We start from the raw sequence: 15,855 nt of genomic DNA, 5'->3' as shown, positions 1-15,855 counted from the left end.
TTTTCTTTACGGGGAAGTAAAATCCCGGATGGGTCAATCTGCAAAATTTCGCCAGATTTCCTGGATATCTTCCATCAGATAGCCACGATAGAGCAAAAAGCGCTGAATTTTGACTTTTTCTGCAAACGCAGTGGGTAAGGGTTCGCCATATTTTCGTTGCGCCTGCTCTTTGGCAAGCAGCGCCCAGTCGATTTCGCACTCACGCATAGAGGACTCTATCGTCTCGCGGGATATCCCCTTCTGGTTTAGCTCCTGACGGACGCGCGCCGGGCCGTATCCCTTGCGGCTGCGGCTGGCAATAAATTGGCTAACAAAGCGGGCATCGTCCAGGTAGCGGTTATCAATGCACCACTCAACAACTTTATCGACCTCTTCCGGCGTAACATCAAGCGTTTCCGGACCGTTTTTACTCATTACCGGAGCAGCCAGTTTGCGTCTTAGCTCCTGCTCGCTGTGGTCGCGCATGGCCAGAATGCGAATAGCGCGATCCAGCAGCCGGGCGTAGCCAGAGCGGCGGGATGAAGTTTCAGTCACGGGCAACCTCGCTCATCAAAAAAAGCAAAAGGGCCGCATAAGCGGCCCCTTGTTAGTCTGTTCAGACGATATCAGAAATCTTGTTCAGTTTCTGCTTCGCTGTTGCCATCAACCGCGAAGTCCGGCGTAGAATCCTGATTGCTCAGCAGCAGTTCACGAACTTTCTTCTCGATCTCTTTTGCGGCTGCCGGGTTCTCCTTCAGCCAGGAGATGGCGTTCGCTTTACCCTGACCAATTTTGTCGCCGTTATAGCTGTACCAGGCACCGGCTTTCTCGATCAGCTTCTCTTTCACGCCAAGATCAACCAGCTCACCGAAGAAGTTAATACCTTCTCCGTAGAGGATCTGGAATTCAGCCTGCTTAAACGGCGCAGCAATTTTGTTTTTCACTACTTTAACGCGGGTTTCGCTGCCGACAACGTTATCCCCTTCTTTCACCGCGCCAATACGGCGGATATCCAGACGAACGGAGGCGTAGAATTTCAGTGCATTACCGCCGGTGGTGGTTTCCGGGTTACCGAACATCACGCCAATTTTCATACGAATCTGGTTGATGAAGATCAGCAGGGTGTTGGACTGCTTCAGGTTCCCCGCCAGCTTACGCATTGCCTGGCTCATCATACGCGCCGCGAGGCCCATGTGGGAGTCGCCGATTTCGCCTTCGATTTCCGCTTTCGGCGTCAGTGCCGCCACGGAGTCAACGACGATAACGTCTACCGCACCAGAACGCGCCAGAGCGTCACAGATTTCCAGAGCCTGTTCGCCGGTATCCGGCTGGGAGCACAGCAGGTTGTCGATATCGACGCCGAGCTTGCGAGCATAAACCGGGTCCAGCGCGTGTTCTGCATCGATAAACGCACAGGTTTTGCCTTCGCGCTGTGCCGCGGCGATAACCTGCAGGGTCAGCGTCGTTTTACCAGAAGATTCAGGTCCGTAGATCTCGACGATACGGCCCATCGGCAGACCGCCTGCGCCCAGGGCGATATCCAGGGAAAGCGAGCCGGTAGAGATAGTTTCCACATCCATGGAACGGTCTTCACCCAGGCGCATGATGGAGCCTTTACCGAATTGTTTTTCGATCTGGCCCAGTGCTGCCGCCAACGCTTTCTGTTTGTTTTCGTCGATAGCCATTATTACTCCTCTCATGCCGGGTGTAACCGGGTGGTGAATTCTGTTCTGTTGAAGCAATTATACTGTATAGTCATACAGTATCAAGTGTTTTGTAGAAATTGTTGCCAGAGGAGATTTAGCGCATAGGCCGTTGCCTGGCGGCGCACAGACTCCCGGTCTCCGGCAAAACATTCGCGTCGGGTTACGCCCTGTCCGCTGGCGCTGGCCACGCCAAACCAAACGGTACCAACCGGCTTTTCCGCGCTGCCGCCATCCGGCCCGGCAATGCCGCTGACCGATATCGCATAATCCGCACGGGCCGCACGAAGCGCGCCAATCGCCATCTCCACCACCACCGGTTCACTCACCGCGCCATGGTCAAGCAGGGTCACCTCGCTGACGCCAATCATTTGCGATTTCGCTTCATTGCTGTAGGTCACGAAACCGCGTTCAAACCATGCCGAGCTGCCCGCGATATCGGTAAGCATTTTGGCGACCCAGCCGCCAGTGCAGGATTCCGCCGTGGTTACCGTCGCGCCGCGCGCTTTCAGCGCCAACCCCACCTGCTCGCTCAGCTGCATTAATTCCGAATCTGTCATTCGTCGCCCCACGTAAGCCGTATAAAGAGGCCATCAAAGATAGCACTTTCAGCAGAGATATGGGGATGGACTGGCGAATTTACGAGGAGGCTTCCGAAAAACATTACCTGTACTGGCGCAGAATTTTCGGATAGCTGCCAGGTGTCACCAGTGCCACAATTTACCGTACTGCTGCATATTTTCACCCGCCCATTTAATCTACTGTATGAAGGTGTGCAAATCTTGCTGGGCGTAGGTTGCATTATTTACGGGTTCACATTGACTAAAAAAATCAGTCAGATACAAGAAGAACAATGAAACAGAATAACCGGCCTATAGAAGGCCGGGTTTAGTTATTTCATACTCGCCGCAATCAGCTCTACGTTGTGACGCAGCATTTTCACGTAGCTGTCCGCTACGCCGCCCGGTTTAGAGAGCGCTTCAGGATAGAGTTCACCACCCGGCTGCGCGCCCGTTGCGCTGGCAATCTGCTTGACCAGCCTTGGATCAAGCTGGTTTTCCATAAACCAGGTATGCACGTCATCGGCTTTAATTTGTTTGATTAATGCCGCTACCTGCGCCGCGCTGGCTTCACTTTCCGAAGACAATCCTTGCGGCGCGAGGAACGTCACGCCGTATGCACGGCCAAAATAGCCGAAAGCATCATGGCTGGTCAGCACCTTGCGTTTGGCCTGTGGAATAGTGCTGAACTGACCTTTTGCCCAGCGATCAATTTCGTTGAGCTGGCTGATATAACGCTTACCAGAGGCCTCCAGCGCCGCCTTATCTTCCGGGTCTGCTTTTACCAGACCGTTAAGGATATTTTGCGCATACAGGGCGCCGTTTGCGGCGCTGTTCCAGGCGTGCGGATCGGTGACCGTCTCACCATCTTCTTCAAGCGTATGGGTTTTCACCCCAGTGGAAGCAACAACCAGTTCACCTTTAAACCCGGAGGCTTTAATCAATCTGTCCAGCCAGCCTTCCAGTCCAAGGCCGTTAACCACCACCACATCGGCTTTGCTAAGTAGCGCGCTATCTTTCGGTGACGGTTCAAAAGTATGCGGGTCTCCGTCAGGCCCCACCAGCGTATCCACATGCACATGTTCGCCGCCAACCTGCTGCACCATGTCGCCTAAAACAGAAAAACTACTCACCACGTTCAGCGTTTTTGCCATCACCCCTTGTGACGCCATGCTCAACGCCAGCGCCAGCAGTATCCCGGTACGTTTCATCATGTTCCTTACCCCATTAATTTACGCCAGCCGACAACCAGCCGACTGCGCGTGCCAAAAAACACGGAAATAAAAAAGATGCCGCTGGCGGTCAGCACAATGGCGGGCCCGGCAGGCAAATTCGCCGCCCACGACAAGCTCAGCCCCATCCATGCGCAGACGCCACCAATCAGCGCAGCCAATAGCAAAATCCCCGGCAGCGTCCGCGCCCAGCAGCGAGCCGCTACCGCAGGCAGCATCATGACGCCCACCGCCATCAGCGTGCCAAGTACCTGAAATCCAGCGACCAGATTGAGCACCAGCAGCGCGAGAAACAGGCCGTGCAGCAGAGCAGGCAATCTTCGCGAATTCACCTGTAGCCACACGCTGTCGAAGGCTTCGCTGACCAGGCCGCGATAAAAAAGAGCAATGCAAACCAACGTCAGGCTGGCGACGCCCGCAACGAACAACGCAGAATCGCTGTCTACCGCCAGAATCGAACCAAACAGCAGATGCAGCAGGTCGACGTTAGAACCGCGTAGCGATACCAGCGTGACGCCCAGCGCCAGGGAGCCAAGATAAAATCCAGCAAAGCTGGCGTCCTCTTTTAAAGGCGTTCGCCGACTGACCCACCCCGCTACCAGCGCAACCGCTATCCCGGCGATAAAACCACCAACGGTCATCGCCAGTAGCGACATTCCGTTAAACAGATAACCTGCCGCCACGCCGGGCAAAATCGCATGCGAGAGCGCATCGCCCATCAGGCTCATACGCCGTAACAGTAAGAAGACGCCGAGCATGGTGGTGCTGAGGGATAGCGCCAGACACACCACCAGCGCGCGGCGCATAAAACCAAATTCAATAAAGGGCTGAATGAAGGTGTGCCAGATCATGCCAGCCTCGCAGAGTGAAAGGCGGGTAGCACGTCGGCCGTGTTCCCCCAACGAGCACGCTGCGACGTCAACAGCAACGTTTCCGGGAAATAGTCGGCGACCCGTTGGTTATCGTGCAGCACCGCCAGAATCGTTTGCCCCTGCTGATGCATTTCCAGGATCAGCGTCATCAGCTCGCGACAGGTCGCTTCATCGATGCCGGTAAAGGGCTCGTCGAGCATCACCAGCGGCGCACGTTGTACCATTACCCGGGCGAACAACATGCGTTGAAACTGTCCGCCCGAAAGTTCCTCAATCGGCGTTTTCGCCATCGCTAACAGACCCACCCGCTCCAGAGACGCAACAATGCGCTGAAGAACTTCTCCCTTTAGCCCGCGCAGTAACGACACGCGCGGCCAGGATCCCTGGCTAACCACGTCCTGCACCGTAAGCGGAAACTGCGACTCCAACGCATGCCGCTGCGCCAGCCAACCGATAACGGGTCGTCTACCGCGCCAGTTCAGGTAACCGCTCACCGGTGGAATAAACCCGGCCAGCGTCTTTAGCAGCGTCGATTTACCGCAGCCGTTCAGGCCGACGATAGCCGTCATGCTGCCCGTTTCGATCGTGCCGCTAAGCGATGGCGTAATGGCAAGGCCTTCATAGCCAGCCACCAGATGATCGAGCTCTATCATGGCAACGACACCGCCCACCAGGTTGCCAGCCACAACACGGCCAGCAGAAAACAGGCGATAATCAGCCGCGTAACGCCGGAAGCCATCAATATGGAAGTCAATTCTCACACCTCAATAAAACGTTATAACATAACAATATTGAAAGATGCGTAGAATGTAAATTGGTGTCAACGAAAGGAAATGCTGCAAAATGTAACAGGCACCTCCCCGAACGGAGAGGTGCACAAAGGGCAAGATTACTGCATACGAGCCTGAGAAACCGCCAGCCCCAGTTGCCAGACGGCCATCGCGTAATGGGTGCTGTGGTTGTAGCGAGTAATGGTGTAGAAGTTCGGCAGGCCGTACCAGTACTGGTATCCGGTGCCTATATCCAGCCGCAGCAGGCTCGCCTGCTGATGGTTACCCAGCGACTGAGTCGGGGTTAATCCCGCCGCAGCCAGCTGCGAGACGCTGTATTTGGTTTTGAAACCGTTATCCAGACCTGGTGCCTGGCCCATCGCCTGCACCGCAACCACATCGCCGCTCACCCAACCATGCTGCTTAAAGTAATTAGCCACGCTGCCGATGGCATCGACCGGATCCCACAGGTTGATATGCCCGTCGCCGTTAAAGTCCACGGCATACTGCTTATAGGAAGACGGCATAAACTGACCGTAGCCCATTGCCCCGGCGAAGGAGCCTTTCAGATCGAGCGGGTCATCCTGTTCACTGCGCGCCATCAGCAGGAACGTTTCCAGCTCGCCGGAGAAGTATTCGGCGCGGCGCGGGTAGTTGAACGACAGCGTCGCCAGCGCATCAAGGATGCGGGTTTTGCCCATCACCCGGCCCCAGCGGGTCTCGACGCCAATAATCCCGACGATAATTTCCGGCGGCACGCCGTAGACCTGATACGCACGGTTGAGCGCGTCCTGATACTGATTCCAGAATGCGACGCCGTTCTGCACGTTATCCGGGGTAATAAACTGTTTTTTGTAGCGCAGCCAGGCGCCGTTTGGCCCTGACGGCGGCAGCCCGGTCGGCGCCTGACGGTCCATCAGACGCAAAACATAGTCCAGACGTTTGGCCTGCGAGAGGATTTCATGCAGCTGCTGGCGGTCGAAGCCGTGCTTGCTCACCATTTTATCGATGAACTGCTCCGCCGCCGGGTTATTGGCGAAATCACCGCTCATCTGCATCACGTTATGCTGCGGCTCCAGCAAAAAACCGCCCGTGCCGCCCGCCATTTCCGTTTCCGCAGGGGTTTGAGGTTTGCTGCTGCAGGCAGCGAGAAGGACACACAGGGGGAGTAAAGCCAGATAACGACGCTTCAACATGGGACATCCATTTAACAAATCGGCAAGGGGTAATTATGGTAAAGCATGCGCCCGCTCACAAGGAAGCGACGGCGATGTAAATTCTTTTTTATTGTCATTTTTCGCTCATTCACCGCCTCTCTCATCTTTCATTTTAGCCGCAAACTTTCAAAATAAAATATTTATCTTTCATTTTGCGATCAAATTAACACTTTTAAATCTTTCAAAGTGATTAAAATTAGCCGCCAGTTAGCAAGAAAAATAACATGCTGAAGGAGAGAACAATGATTGAAGTCGTTACCCATGGTGCCGAATGGTTTATCGGCCTGTTTCAGAAGGGAGGTGAGGTGTTTACCGGTATGGTCACCGGGATCCTGCCTTTGCTGATCAGTCTGCTGGTGATCATGAACGCGCTGATCAACTTTATTGGTCAGCAGCGGATCGAAAAACTGGCGCAACGCTGCGCCGGTAATCCGATCTCCCGCTACCTGCTGCTGCCCTGCATCGGTACCTTCGTTTTTTGCAACCCGATGACCCTGAGCCTTGGGCGCTTTATGCCCGAAAAATACAAACCAAGCTATTACGCGGCGGCCTCCTACAGCTGCCACTCAATGAACGGTCTGTTTCCGCACATTAACCCCGGTGAACTGTTCGTCTATCTCGGGATAGCCAACGGGCTGACCACCCTCGGTCTGCCTCTGGGACCGCTGGCGGTGAGCTATCTGCTGGTGGGTCTGGTAACTAACTTCTTCCGCGGCTGGGTAACCGACCTGACCACCTCGATTTTTGAGAAAAAAATGGCCATCCAGCTTGAGCAGAAAGTTCATCTGTCAGGAGCAACATCATGACGCGTATTCGTATTGAAAGAGGCACCGGCGGCTGGGGCGGCCCGCTTGAACTGGACGCCGTTGCCGGTAAAAAGATTGTCTATATCACCGCAGGTACCCGCCCGGCTATCGTCGATAAAATCGCGAGCCTCACCGGCTGGCAGGCGGTCGATGGCTTCAAAGAGGGCGAACCGCCGGAAGCGGAAATCGGCGTGGCGATTATCGACTGCGGCGGCACTCTGCGCTGCGGCATCTATCCGAAACGCCGCATCCCGACCATTAATATCCACGCCACCGGTAAATCCGGCCCGCTGGCGCAGTACATCGTCGAGGATATTTACGTATCCGGCGTCAAAGAAGAGAACATTTTCGCTTTGGAAGGTAGCCACTCTCCGGCCCCACAGGCCGCGCCTGCCCAACCAGCTGCCCGCGACTATGACACCAGCAAGAAGATAACCGAGCAGAGCGACGGCCTGCTGGCGAAGGTCGGTATGGGAATGGGGTCCGTCGTAGCGGTGCTGTTCCAGGCCGGTCGTGACACCATCGATACGGTGCTGAAAACCATTCTGCCGTTTATGGCCTTCGTCTCGGCGCTGATCGGCATCATCATGGCCTCTGGCGTCGGCGACTGGATTGCCCACGGCCTGGCGCCGCTTGCCAGCCATCCGCTGGGCCTCGTTACCCTGGCGCTGATCTGCTCCTTCCCGCTGCTGTCGCCGTTCCTCGGCCCAGGCGCGGTCATCGCCCAGGTTATCGGCGTACTGATTGGCGTACAGATTGGCCTTGGCAATATTCCGCCGCACCTCGCCCTGCCCGCACTGTTTGCCATTAACGCCCAGGCCGCCTGCGACTTTATTCCGGTTGGTCTGTCTTTGGCCGAAGCGCGCCAGGACACCGTGCGCGTCGGCGTCCCGTCGGTGCTGGTGAGCCGCTTCCTGACCGGCGCGCCAACGGTGCTAATCGCCTGGTTCGTTTCCGGATTTATTTACCAATAAGAGGTTCCTGAAGATGACCGTGATTTACCAGACCACCATTACGCACATCGGCGCCAGCGCGACGATGGCGCTGGAAGACCAGATGCTGATCACTTTCCGCGAAGGCGCCCCGGCCGATATCGAAGAGTATTGCTTTATTCACAACCACGGCGAGCTGTCCGGCCAGCTGGTACCGGGCGCTGAGCTGCAGCTTGGCGAGCAGCGCTATCCGGTGACTGCCGTCGGCGAGGTCGCCGAGCAAAATCTGCGCGAGCTGGGCCATATCACGCTGCGTTTTGATGGCCACCGCGAAGCGGAATTCCCCGGAACCGTCCACGTAGCGGGCCCGGTGCCGGAAGCCATCACCACCGGCTGCGTACTGAAATTTGTTGCTTAAGTTGTAAGGAGAAAATTATGAATCAGGTTGCTGTTGTCATCGGTGGGGGACAAACCTTAGGGGAGTTTCTGTGTCGTGGCCTTGCCGCAGAGGGCTATCGAGTAGCGGTTGTCGACATCCAGAGCGATAAAGCGACTCGCGTCGCACAGGCCATTAATGCTGAATACGGCGAAGGAACGGCCTACGGCTTCGGCGCAGACGCCACCAGCGAAGCCAGCGTTGTCGCCCTTGCCCGCGGCGTTGACGAAATATTTTCCCGCGCAGACCTGCTGGTCTACAGCGCCGGGATCGCCAAAGCGGCCTTTATCAGCGACTTTGCCTTGGGCGATTTCGACCGCTCGCTGCAGGTTAATCTGGTGGGCTACTTCCTCTGCGCCCGCGAGTTTTCCCGCCTGATGATCCGCGACGGTATTAAAGGACGCATCATCCAGATCAACTCGAAATCCGGCAAAGTGGGCAGCAAGCACAACTCCGGCTATAGCGCGGCGAAGTTTGGCGGCGTGGGGCTGACGCAGTCTCTGGCATTAGATCTCGCGGAGTACGGTATCACCGTCCATTCGCTGATGCTGGGCAACCTGCTGAAGTCGCCGATGTTCCAGTCGCTACTGCCGCAGTACGCCACCAAATTGGGGATTGCCGAGAACGAAGTTGAACAGTATTACGTCGATAAAGTTCCGCTCAAGCGCGGTTGCGATTATCAGGATGTGCTCAATGTGCTGATGTTTTACGCCAGCCCGCAGGCTTCGTACTGCACCGGGCAGTCCATCAACGTCACCGGCGGGCAGGTGATGTTTTAAAACGTTGCGCGCTGTTTTCCCGGAGGCGATGCTGCGCATCTGTCCGGGCTACCGATTATGCAGCTGTCTGGTAGCCCGGACAGGCGCAACGCGCCGCCTCCGGGGGAATATCGCACGCACCTTAAGGAGATTTTATGGTTACCGCACTCATCACCGTCGCCGCCATCGCCTGGATAACCCAGCTCGCCTTTGGCGGCTGGCAAATCCGCCAGTTCAACCGCGCCTTCGACCAGCTATGCCAGCAGGGCCGGGTTGGCGTGGGTCGCTCCTCGGGCCGCTTCAAACCGCGCGCCGTCGTCGCCATCGCCGTCGACGAGCACGATCGCATTCGCGATACGCTGTTAATGAAAGGCCTCACCGTCTTCGCCAGACCACAAAAAATTCCCGCTCTCAACGGCAAACATCTCGAGGAATTGCAACCTGATGTGATCTTTCCCAATGATCCGCTCTGTCAGAATGCACTATTATTAGCGCTTAATCCGAAACATGGATAATTTCGTTGTGAAAGTTAATATCTTGCGAAATTATCATTTCGAAACTTTAAACGCAGGATACAACGCCTATGAAACCACGTCAGCGCCAGGCAGCCATTCTCGAGCACCTGCAATCGCAGGGTAAATGTTCGGTCGAAGAGCTGGCGCAACACTTCGACACCACCGGTACCACCATCCGCAAGGATCTGGTCATCCTTGAGAATGCCGGTACCGTTATCCGCACCTACGGCGGCGTGGTGTTAAATAAAGACGAGGCCGACCCACCCATCGACCACAAGACGCTGATCAACACCCATAAAAAAGAGCGAATTGCCGAAGTTGCGGTGGGCTTTATTCACGATGGCGACTCGATCATTCTTGACGCCGGCAGTACGGTGCTGCAAATGGTGCCAATGCTCAGCCGCTTCAATAACATCACCGTGATGACCAACAGCCTGCATATCGTCAACGCCCTCTCCGAGCTGGATAATGAACAAACTATCCTGATGCCGGGCGGTACCTTCCGTAAAAAATCGGCCTCCTTTCATGGCCAGCTGGCGGAAAACGCCTTCGAGCACTTCAGCTTCGATAAACTGTTTATGGGAACCGACGGGATTGATTTAATCGCCGGCGTCACCACCTTTAATGAGGTTTATACGGTCAGCAAAGCGATGTGCAATGCCGCCCGCGAAGTTATCCTGATGGCCGACTCATCGAAGTTTGGCCGCAAAAGTCCCAATATCGTCTGCGGTCTGGAGAGCGTGGACAAACTGATTACCGATGCCGATATCAGCCCGGAATTCAAGCAAGCGCTGGAAGAAAAAGGCATCGAGGTCATTATTACTGGAGAACATCATGAGTAACTTTCTGTTAGAAGCCGGACGTCAGACCCTGATGCTGGAGCTTCAGGAGGCGAGTCGCCTGCCTGAACGCCTGGGCGACGACTTCATCCGCGCGGCGGAAATCATCATTCACTGCGAGGGAAAACTGGTGGTCTCCGGTATCGGCAAATCAGGTCATATTGGCAAAAAGCTGGCCGCCACCTTCGCCAGCACCGGCACTCCGGCATTTTTCGTTCATCCGGCGGAGGCGCTGCACGGCGACCTCGGGATGCTCGATAGCCGCGACGTGATGCTGTTTATCTCCTACTCCGGCAGCGCTAAAGAGCTGGATCTCATTGTCCCGCGCCTGGAAGAAAAATCCATTCCGCTGTTGGCAATGACCGGAAAATCCAAATCTCCGTTGGCATTGGCGGCTAAAGCGGTGCTTGATATCGCCGTAGAACGCGAAGCCTGCCCGATGCATCTCGCGCCGACCTCCAGCACCGTTAACACCCTGATGCTCGGCGACGCGCTGGCGATGGCGGTGATGCAGGCTCGCGGCTTTAATGAAGAAGATTTTGCCCGCTCGCACCCGGCTGGCGCGCTGGGCGCACGACTGCTGAACAAAGTTCACCATCTCATGCGCCGCGATGGCGACGTGCCGCGCGTGGATGTTGATACCAGCGTGATGGACGCGATGCTCGAACTCAGCCGCACCGGCCTGGGGCTGGTGGCGGTCTGCGATGAGCACAATCACGTCCAGGGCGTGTTCACCGACGGCGACCTGCGCCGCTGGCTGGTAGGCGGCGGCAGTTTGCAAGATGTCGTCAGCCAGGCGATGACCCGCAACGGCGTAACCCTGCAAGCAGAAAGCCGCGCGGTAGAAGCCAAAGAGCGCCTGATGAAGCACAAAATCAGCGCCGCGCCGGTGGTGGATGACAACGGTCAACTGGTCGGCGCGATTAACCTGCAGAACTTTTATCAGGCCGGGATCCTTTAAGCCCGAGACGCTTCGCCAGCCGGTGCAGGTTGGCGACGTCGAGATCCAGCGCGCGGGCGGCAGCGGCCCAGTTGCGATTGTTATCCGCCAGCGCTCTGGCAATCGCTTCGCGCTGGAAGGCTTCCGTCGCCTCGCGTAAATTCACCACCTCCGCCACCGGCTGCGGGCTTACGTCAGGCAGACCCGGCGCTTGCGCGGCAAACTGAAAATGCGGCGGCTCCAGTACGACTTCGTTACCCGCCTGAGTTGCCCGCGCCAGCACCACCGCCCGATGAATAGCATGCTCCAGCTCGCGCACGTTACCCGGCCATGACCACGCCAGCAGCCTGGCGCACGTCGCGTCGCTTAAAATCACCTGCGACAGCCCCATACGTAAACGACACTGCTCACAAAAATAGCCCGCCAGCAGCACGACGTCATTTTCCCGCTCGCGCAGCGCCGGAACCGACAGCGGGAACACGCTCAGACGATGATAAAGATCGGCACGAAAACGCCCTTCCACCACCTCCTGACGCAGGTCGCGGTTGGTCGCTGCCAGCACCCGTACATCGACCCGCAGGCTGCGGTCATCGCCGACGCGCTGAATATCGCCATATTGCAGCACCCGCAGTAGCTTGGCCTGTAGCGCCAGCGACAGCTCGCCAATTTCATCGAGGAACAGCGTCCCGTTATCCGCCATTTCAAACTTGCCGCTACGGTTACTTATCGCCCCGGTAAATGCCCCTTTAACGTGACCAAACAGCTCGCTTTCCGCCACGCTCTCCGGTAGCGCTGCGCAGTTGAGATACACCAGCGGGTTGGCTGCACGCGGCGACCCCTGATGCACCGCCTTCGCCACCAGCTCCTTGCCGGTGCCGGTTTCACCGCTAATCAGGACGTTCAGATCGGAAGCCGCGACGATATCGATCTCTTTTTTCAGCTGTAAAATCGGTGCCGACAGGCCGATTATCTCCTGACGCTCGGACGCCGGGTAAGCGATAGCCTGCTCCGGTAGCACGTTTTGATTCTCCAGCCGGGCAATCAGCAGCGCGTTATTCAGCGCCCCGGCCACCAGAGCGGCAATCAGGCGCAGCTCCTCATCGCTAAAGCTGTCGAAACGGTCCGCATCCATGCCGTCGAGGGTGAGCGCGCCAATCAGGGTTTGCCCGGCAAATAGCGGCAGCCCGACGCAGGCATGTACCTTCAGGCTCTCCTGTCCGGGAATTAATCCGTTGTAAGGGTCCGGCAGGTCGCTGTCTGCCGGGAACCGCACCACGTCCCCGGCACGAGCAATCGCCTCCAGCCGTGGATGCCCCTCAAGGGCGAAGCGCCGCCCAAGTACATCCTGGGCCAGGCCATCAATCGCCAGCGGCACAAACTGATGCGCTTCGTAGCGCAGCAGCGCCGAAGCATCGCAGCCGAGAATCTGCCGCAGGGTGGTAATCAGGCGCGAGAAACGGTCGGCATGACCGAGATCGCTTTGTAAATCAATGGCAATTTTCGCCAGGGCCTCGACGGAGAAACTCATTGTCGCCTCATAGTCATTCTGACAATAAAGATAGTCATAACGACTATTTTAACCATTGTCATTTTGACATCAACAAATTTAGCCAGAAATATTAAAACCTTTAAATTCAATTAATTAAAAAGTTGGCACGCAACTTGATATAAGCAAAACATCTTATTTGAACAATGCTGAATTAATTGAGGTTGCTATGTCTATTCTGGTTAAAAATAACATTCATTGGGTTGGCCAACGTGACTGGGAAGTGCGTGATTTCCATGGAACAGAATATAAAACGCTGCGCGGCAGCAGCTACAACAGCTATCTTATCCGGGAAGAAAAAAACGTGCTGATCGATACCGTCGATCATAAATTCAGTCGTGAATTCGTGCAAAATCTGCGCGGCGAAATCGACCTCGCCGATATCGACTACATCATTATTAACCACGCCGAAGAGGATCATGCTGGCGCGCTGACCGAACTGATGGCGCAGATCCCGGACACCCCGATCTACTGCACCGCCAACGCCATCGACTCCATCACCGGCCACCACCATCACCCGGAGTGGAACTTTAACGTAGTGAAAACCGGCGACAGCCTGGATATCGGTAACGGCAAACAGCTGATTTTTGTGGAAACCCCGATGCTGCACTGGCCGGACAGCATGATGACCTACATGACCGGCGATGCGGTGCTGTTCAGTAACGATGCCTTTGGCCAGCACTACTGCGATGAACGTCTGTTCAACGACGAAGTTGACCAGACCGAACTGTTCGAGCAGTGCCAGCGCTACTACGCCAACATCCTGACCCCGTTCAGTCGCCTGGTGACGCCGAAAATCACCGAGATCCTCGGCTTCAATCTGCCGGTCGACATGATTGCCACCTCCCACGGCGTGGTATGGCGTGAAAATCCAACCCAGATCGTTGAGCTGTACCTGAAATGGGCGGCGGACTATCAGGAAGACCGTATCACCATTTTCTACGACACCATGTCCAATAACACCCGCATGATGGCCGACGCCATCGCCCAGGGCATCAACGAAGTTGACCCGAACGTGGCGGTGAAAATCTTTAACGTCGCCCGCAGCGATAAAAACGAAATCCTGACCAACGTGTTCCGCTCCAAAGGCGTGCTGGTCGGCACCTCCACCATGAACAACGTGATGATGCCGAAAATCGCCGGGCTGGTGGAAGAGATGACCGGCCTGCGTTTTCGCAACAAGCACGCCAGCGCCTTTGGCTCCCACGGCTGGAGCGGCGGCGCGGTTGATCGTCTCTCTACCCGTTTACAGGATGCCGGTTTTGAAATGTCCCTGAGTCTGAAGGCCAAATGGCGTCCAGACCTCGACGCGCTGGAAATTTGTCGTCAGCACGGTCGCGAAATTGCTCGTCAGTGGGCGCTGAATCCGCTGCCGGTGCGCCAGGAGAAAAAAGCCGCGCCGGAAGCAACGCCATGTGCAGCAGCGGCCACCGCAGTCGACCTCGGCCCTAAAATGCAGTGCAGCGTTTGCCAGTGGATTTACGATCCAGAAACAGGCGAGCCGAACCAGGACATCCAGCCGGGTACGCCGTGGAGCGAAGTCCCGGATAACTTCCTCTGCCCTGAGTGTTCGCTGGGTAAAGACGTGTTTGATGTTCTGGCATCGGAGGCAAAATGAGTGATGGCATCGTCATCATCGGTTCGGGCTTCGCGGCCCGTCAGCTGGTGAAAAATATCCGCAAGCAGGACCCGCAAATCCCGCTGACCCTGATCGCCGCCGACAGTATGGATGAGTACAACAAACCGGACCTCAGCCATGTGGTCAGCCGTGGTCAGAAGGCCGACGACCTGACTCTGCAAACGGCGGGAGAGTTTGCCGAGCAGTACAATCTGCGCCTGTTCCCGCATACCTGGGTGAGCGATATCGACACCAGGAATCAGGTAGTGAAAAGCCAGGACCGCGAATGGCGCTATGACAAACTGGTGCTGGCTACCGGCGCGACGCCGTTTATTCCGCCGGTGCCGGGACGCGAGCTGATGCTAACCCTCAACAGCCAGCGTGAGTACGGCGCAGCGCAGAGTCAGCTGCACGACGCCAGACGCGTACTGATCGTTGGCGGCGGGCTGATTGGCTGCGAGCTGGCAATGGATTTCTGCCGCGCCGGGAAAGCGGTGACGGTGGTGGATAACTCCGCCAGCGTGCTGTCGGCGCTGATGCCGCCGGAGGCCAGCAGCCGCCTGCAGCATCGTCTGACCGATATGGGCGTGCACCTGATGCTGAAATCTCAACTGGAAAGCCTGGAGCAAAGCGCCGACGGCATTCGCGTCACCCTTGACCGTCAGCGCACGGTGACCGTTGATGCGGTGGTCGCTGCCGCCGGCCTGCGCCCGGAAACGGCGCTGGCGCGGCATGCGGGTCTGGAGATTAATCGCGGCGTGGTGGTAAACAGCCAGCTGCAAACCAGCCATCCGGCGATTTACGCCCTCGGCGACTGCGCAGAAATCAACGGCATAGTATTGCCGTTCCTGCAACCGATTCTGCTGAGCGCCATGTGCCTGGGTAAAAATCTGCTGACCCAGCAGGGCGAGCTGAAGCTGCCGCCGATGCTGGTGAAGGTCAAAACACCGGATTTACCGCTGCATCTGGCGGGCGATACCCGACGCGAGGATCTGACGTGGAATATCGTTGCCGCCAAAGACGGCCTGGTGGCGAAAGGCGTGGATGCCGAAAACCAGCTGCGCGCCTTTGTGGTTAGCGAGGATCGAATGAAAGACGCCTTTGCGCTGCTCAAGCAGTTGGTGAGTTAGCC

The 15,855-nt window shown here is 56.6% G+C and carries 17 protein-coding genes; 9 read left to right on the top strand and 8 right to left on the bottom strand.

The window, feature by feature from the left end; genetic code table 11:
- Window positions 1-33: 33 nt before the first annotated feature.
- The 7 genes from recX to mltB all read right to left on the bottom strand — a co-directional run bounded on the left by recX (window position 34) and on the right by mltB (window position 6,312).
- Window positions 34-534: a recombination regulator RecX gene (gene recX, locus FN082_RS27980; RefSeq protein ID WP_139539477.1), complete on the bottom strand. Its 501-nt coding sequence runs from the start codon at window positions 532-534 to the stop codon at window positions 34-36.
- A gap of 71 nt (window positions 535-605) precedes the next feature.
- Complete coding sequence (recA, locus tag FN082_RS27975) at window positions 606-1,664, bottom strand: recombinase RecA (RefSeq protein ID WP_004104808.1); 1,059 nt, start codon at window positions 1,662-1,664, stop codon at window positions 606-608.
- Window positions 1,665-1,744: 80 nt separating this feature from the next.
- Window positions 1,745-2,242: a nicotinamide-nucleotide amidase gene (gene pncC, locus FN082_RS27970; protein WP_142982758.1), complete on the bottom strand. Its 498-nt coding sequence runs from the start codon at window positions 2,240-2,242 to the stop codon at window positions 1,745-1,747.
- A gap of 332 nt (window positions 2,243-2,574) precedes the next feature.
- Window positions 2,575-3,453, bottom strand: a complete 879-nt coding sequence (locus tag FN082_RS27965) for a metal ABC transporter substrate-binding protein (RefSeq protein WP_142463484.1) — start codon at window positions 3,451-3,453, stop codon at window positions 2,575-2,577.
- Between the two features lie 8 nt (window positions 3,454-3,461).
- Window positions 3,462-4,325, bottom strand: coding sequence for a metal ABC transporter permease (locus FN082_RS27960; protein WP_142982757.1), 864 nt, complete (start codon window positions 4,323-4,325; stop codon window positions 3,462-3,464).
- Window positions 4,322-5,032, bottom strand: a complete 711-nt coding sequence (locus FN082_RS27955) for a metal ABC transporter ATP-binding protein (RefSeq protein WP_180349599.1) — start codon at window positions 5,030-5,032, stop codon at window positions 4,322-4,324. Before FN082_RS27955 ends, FN082_RS27960 begins: the two co-directional genes overlap by 4 nt.
- Window positions 5,033-5,235: 203 nt before the next feature.
- The gene (mltB, locus tag FN082_RS27950; RefSeq protein ID WP_139539481.1) at window positions 5,236-6,312 is read right to left on the bottom strand and encodes a lytic murein transglycosylase B; all 1,077 of its coding nucleotides are present in this window, start codon (window positions 6,310-6,312) and stop codon (window positions 5,236-5,238) included.
- Window positions 6,313-6,575: 263 nt separating this feature from the next.
- Here mltB and srlA point away from each other — a divergent pair, with 263 nt between their 5' ends.
- The 7 genes from srlA to gutQ all read left to right on the top strand — a co-directional run bounded on the left by srlA (window position 6,576) and on the right by gutQ (window position 11,580).
- Complete coding sequence (gene srlA / locus FN082_RS27945; RefSeq protein ID WP_004104818.1) at window positions 6,576-7,139, top strand: PTS glucitol/sorbitol transporter subunit IIC; 564 nt, start codon at window positions 6,576-6,578, stop codon at window positions 7,137-7,139.
- Window positions 7,136-8,113 (top strand): PTS glucitol/sorbitol transporter subunit IIB, encoded by a 978-nt coding sequence (gene srlE / locus FN082_RS27940; RefSeq protein WP_139539482.1) that lies wholly within the window; start codon window positions 7,136-7,138, stop codon window positions 8,111-8,113. Before srlA ends, srlE begins: the two co-directional genes overlap by 4 nt.
- 13 nt (window positions 8,114-8,126) lie before the next feature.
- Window positions 8,127-8,489: a PTS glucitol/sorbitol transporter subunit IIA gene (gene srlB / locus FN082_RS27935; RefSeq protein ID WP_139539483.1), complete on the top strand. Its 363-nt coding sequence runs from the start codon at window positions 8,127-8,129 to the stop codon at window positions 8,487-8,489.
- Between the two features lie 17 nt (window positions 8,490-8,506).
- Complete coding sequence (gene srlD / locus FN082_RS27930; RefSeq protein WP_139539484.1) at window positions 8,507-9,286, top strand: sorbitol-6-phosphate dehydrogenase; 780 nt, start codon at window positions 8,507-8,509, stop codon at window positions 9,284-9,286.
- Window positions 9,287-9,420: 134 nt separating this feature from the next.
- Window positions 9,421-9,780, top strand: a complete 360-nt coding sequence (gutM, locus tag FN082_RS27925) for a transcriptional regulator GutM (RefSeq protein WP_112213767.1) — start codon at window positions 9,421-9,423, stop codon at window positions 9,778-9,780.
- Window positions 9,781-9,848: 68 nt separating this feature from the next.
- On the top strand, window positions 9,849-10,622 hold the full coding sequence (srlR, locus tag FN082_RS27920; protein WP_139539485.1) for a glucitol operon DNA-binding transcriptional repressor SrlR: 774 nt from the start codon (window positions 9,849-9,851) through the stop codon (window positions 10,620-10,622).
- On the top strand, window positions 10,615-11,580 hold the full coding sequence (gutQ, locus tag FN082_RS27915) for an arabinose-5-phosphate isomerase GutQ (protein ID WP_139539486.1): 966 nt from the start codon (window positions 10,615-10,617) through the stop codon (window positions 11,578-11,580). The genes srlR and gutQ overlap by 8 nt, the downstream gene beginning before the upstream one ends.
- On the opposite strand, the gene norR is transcribed toward gutQ, so the two are convergent.
- Window positions 11,543-13,087 carry a nitric oxide reductase transcriptional regulator NorR gene (norR, locus tag FN082_RS27910; protein WP_142982756.1) on the bottom strand — a complete coding sequence of 515 codons (1,545 nt, stop codon included), beginning with the start codon at window positions 13,085-13,087 and terminating at the stop codon, window positions 11,543-11,545. The two genes, gutQ and norR, sit on opposite strands and share 38 nt — an antisense overlap.
- Window positions 13,088-13,274: 187 nt before the next feature.
- On the opposite strand from norR, the gene norV reads away from it, so the two are divergent.
- Together norV and norW are read left to right on the top strand one after the other, a co-directional pair.
- On the top strand, window positions 13,275-14,723 hold the full coding sequence (norV, locus tag FN082_RS27900) for an anaerobic nitric oxide reductase flavorubredoxin (protein WP_142982755.1): 1,449 nt from the start codon (window positions 13,275-13,277) through the stop codon (window positions 14,721-14,723).
- Complete coding sequence (norW, locus tag FN082_RS27895) at window positions 14,720-15,853, top strand: NADH:flavorubredoxin reductase NorW (protein ID WP_142982754.1); 1,134 nt, start codon at window positions 14,720-14,722, stop codon at window positions 15,851-15,853. The genes norV and norW overlap by 4 nt, the downstream gene beginning before the upstream one ends.
- Window positions 15,854-15,855 lie beyond the last annotated feature (2 nt).

The organism is Klebsiella spallanzanii (assembly GCF_902158555.1).
In the GTDB taxonomy this organism is placed as follows: Bacteria; Pseudomonadota; Gammaproteobacteria; order Enterobacterales; family Enterobacteriaceae; genus Klebsiella; species Klebsiella spallanzanii.
The sequence above is the reverse complement of the archived record's forward strand: the minus strand, read 5'-3'. Positions and strand labels throughout refer to the sequence as shown.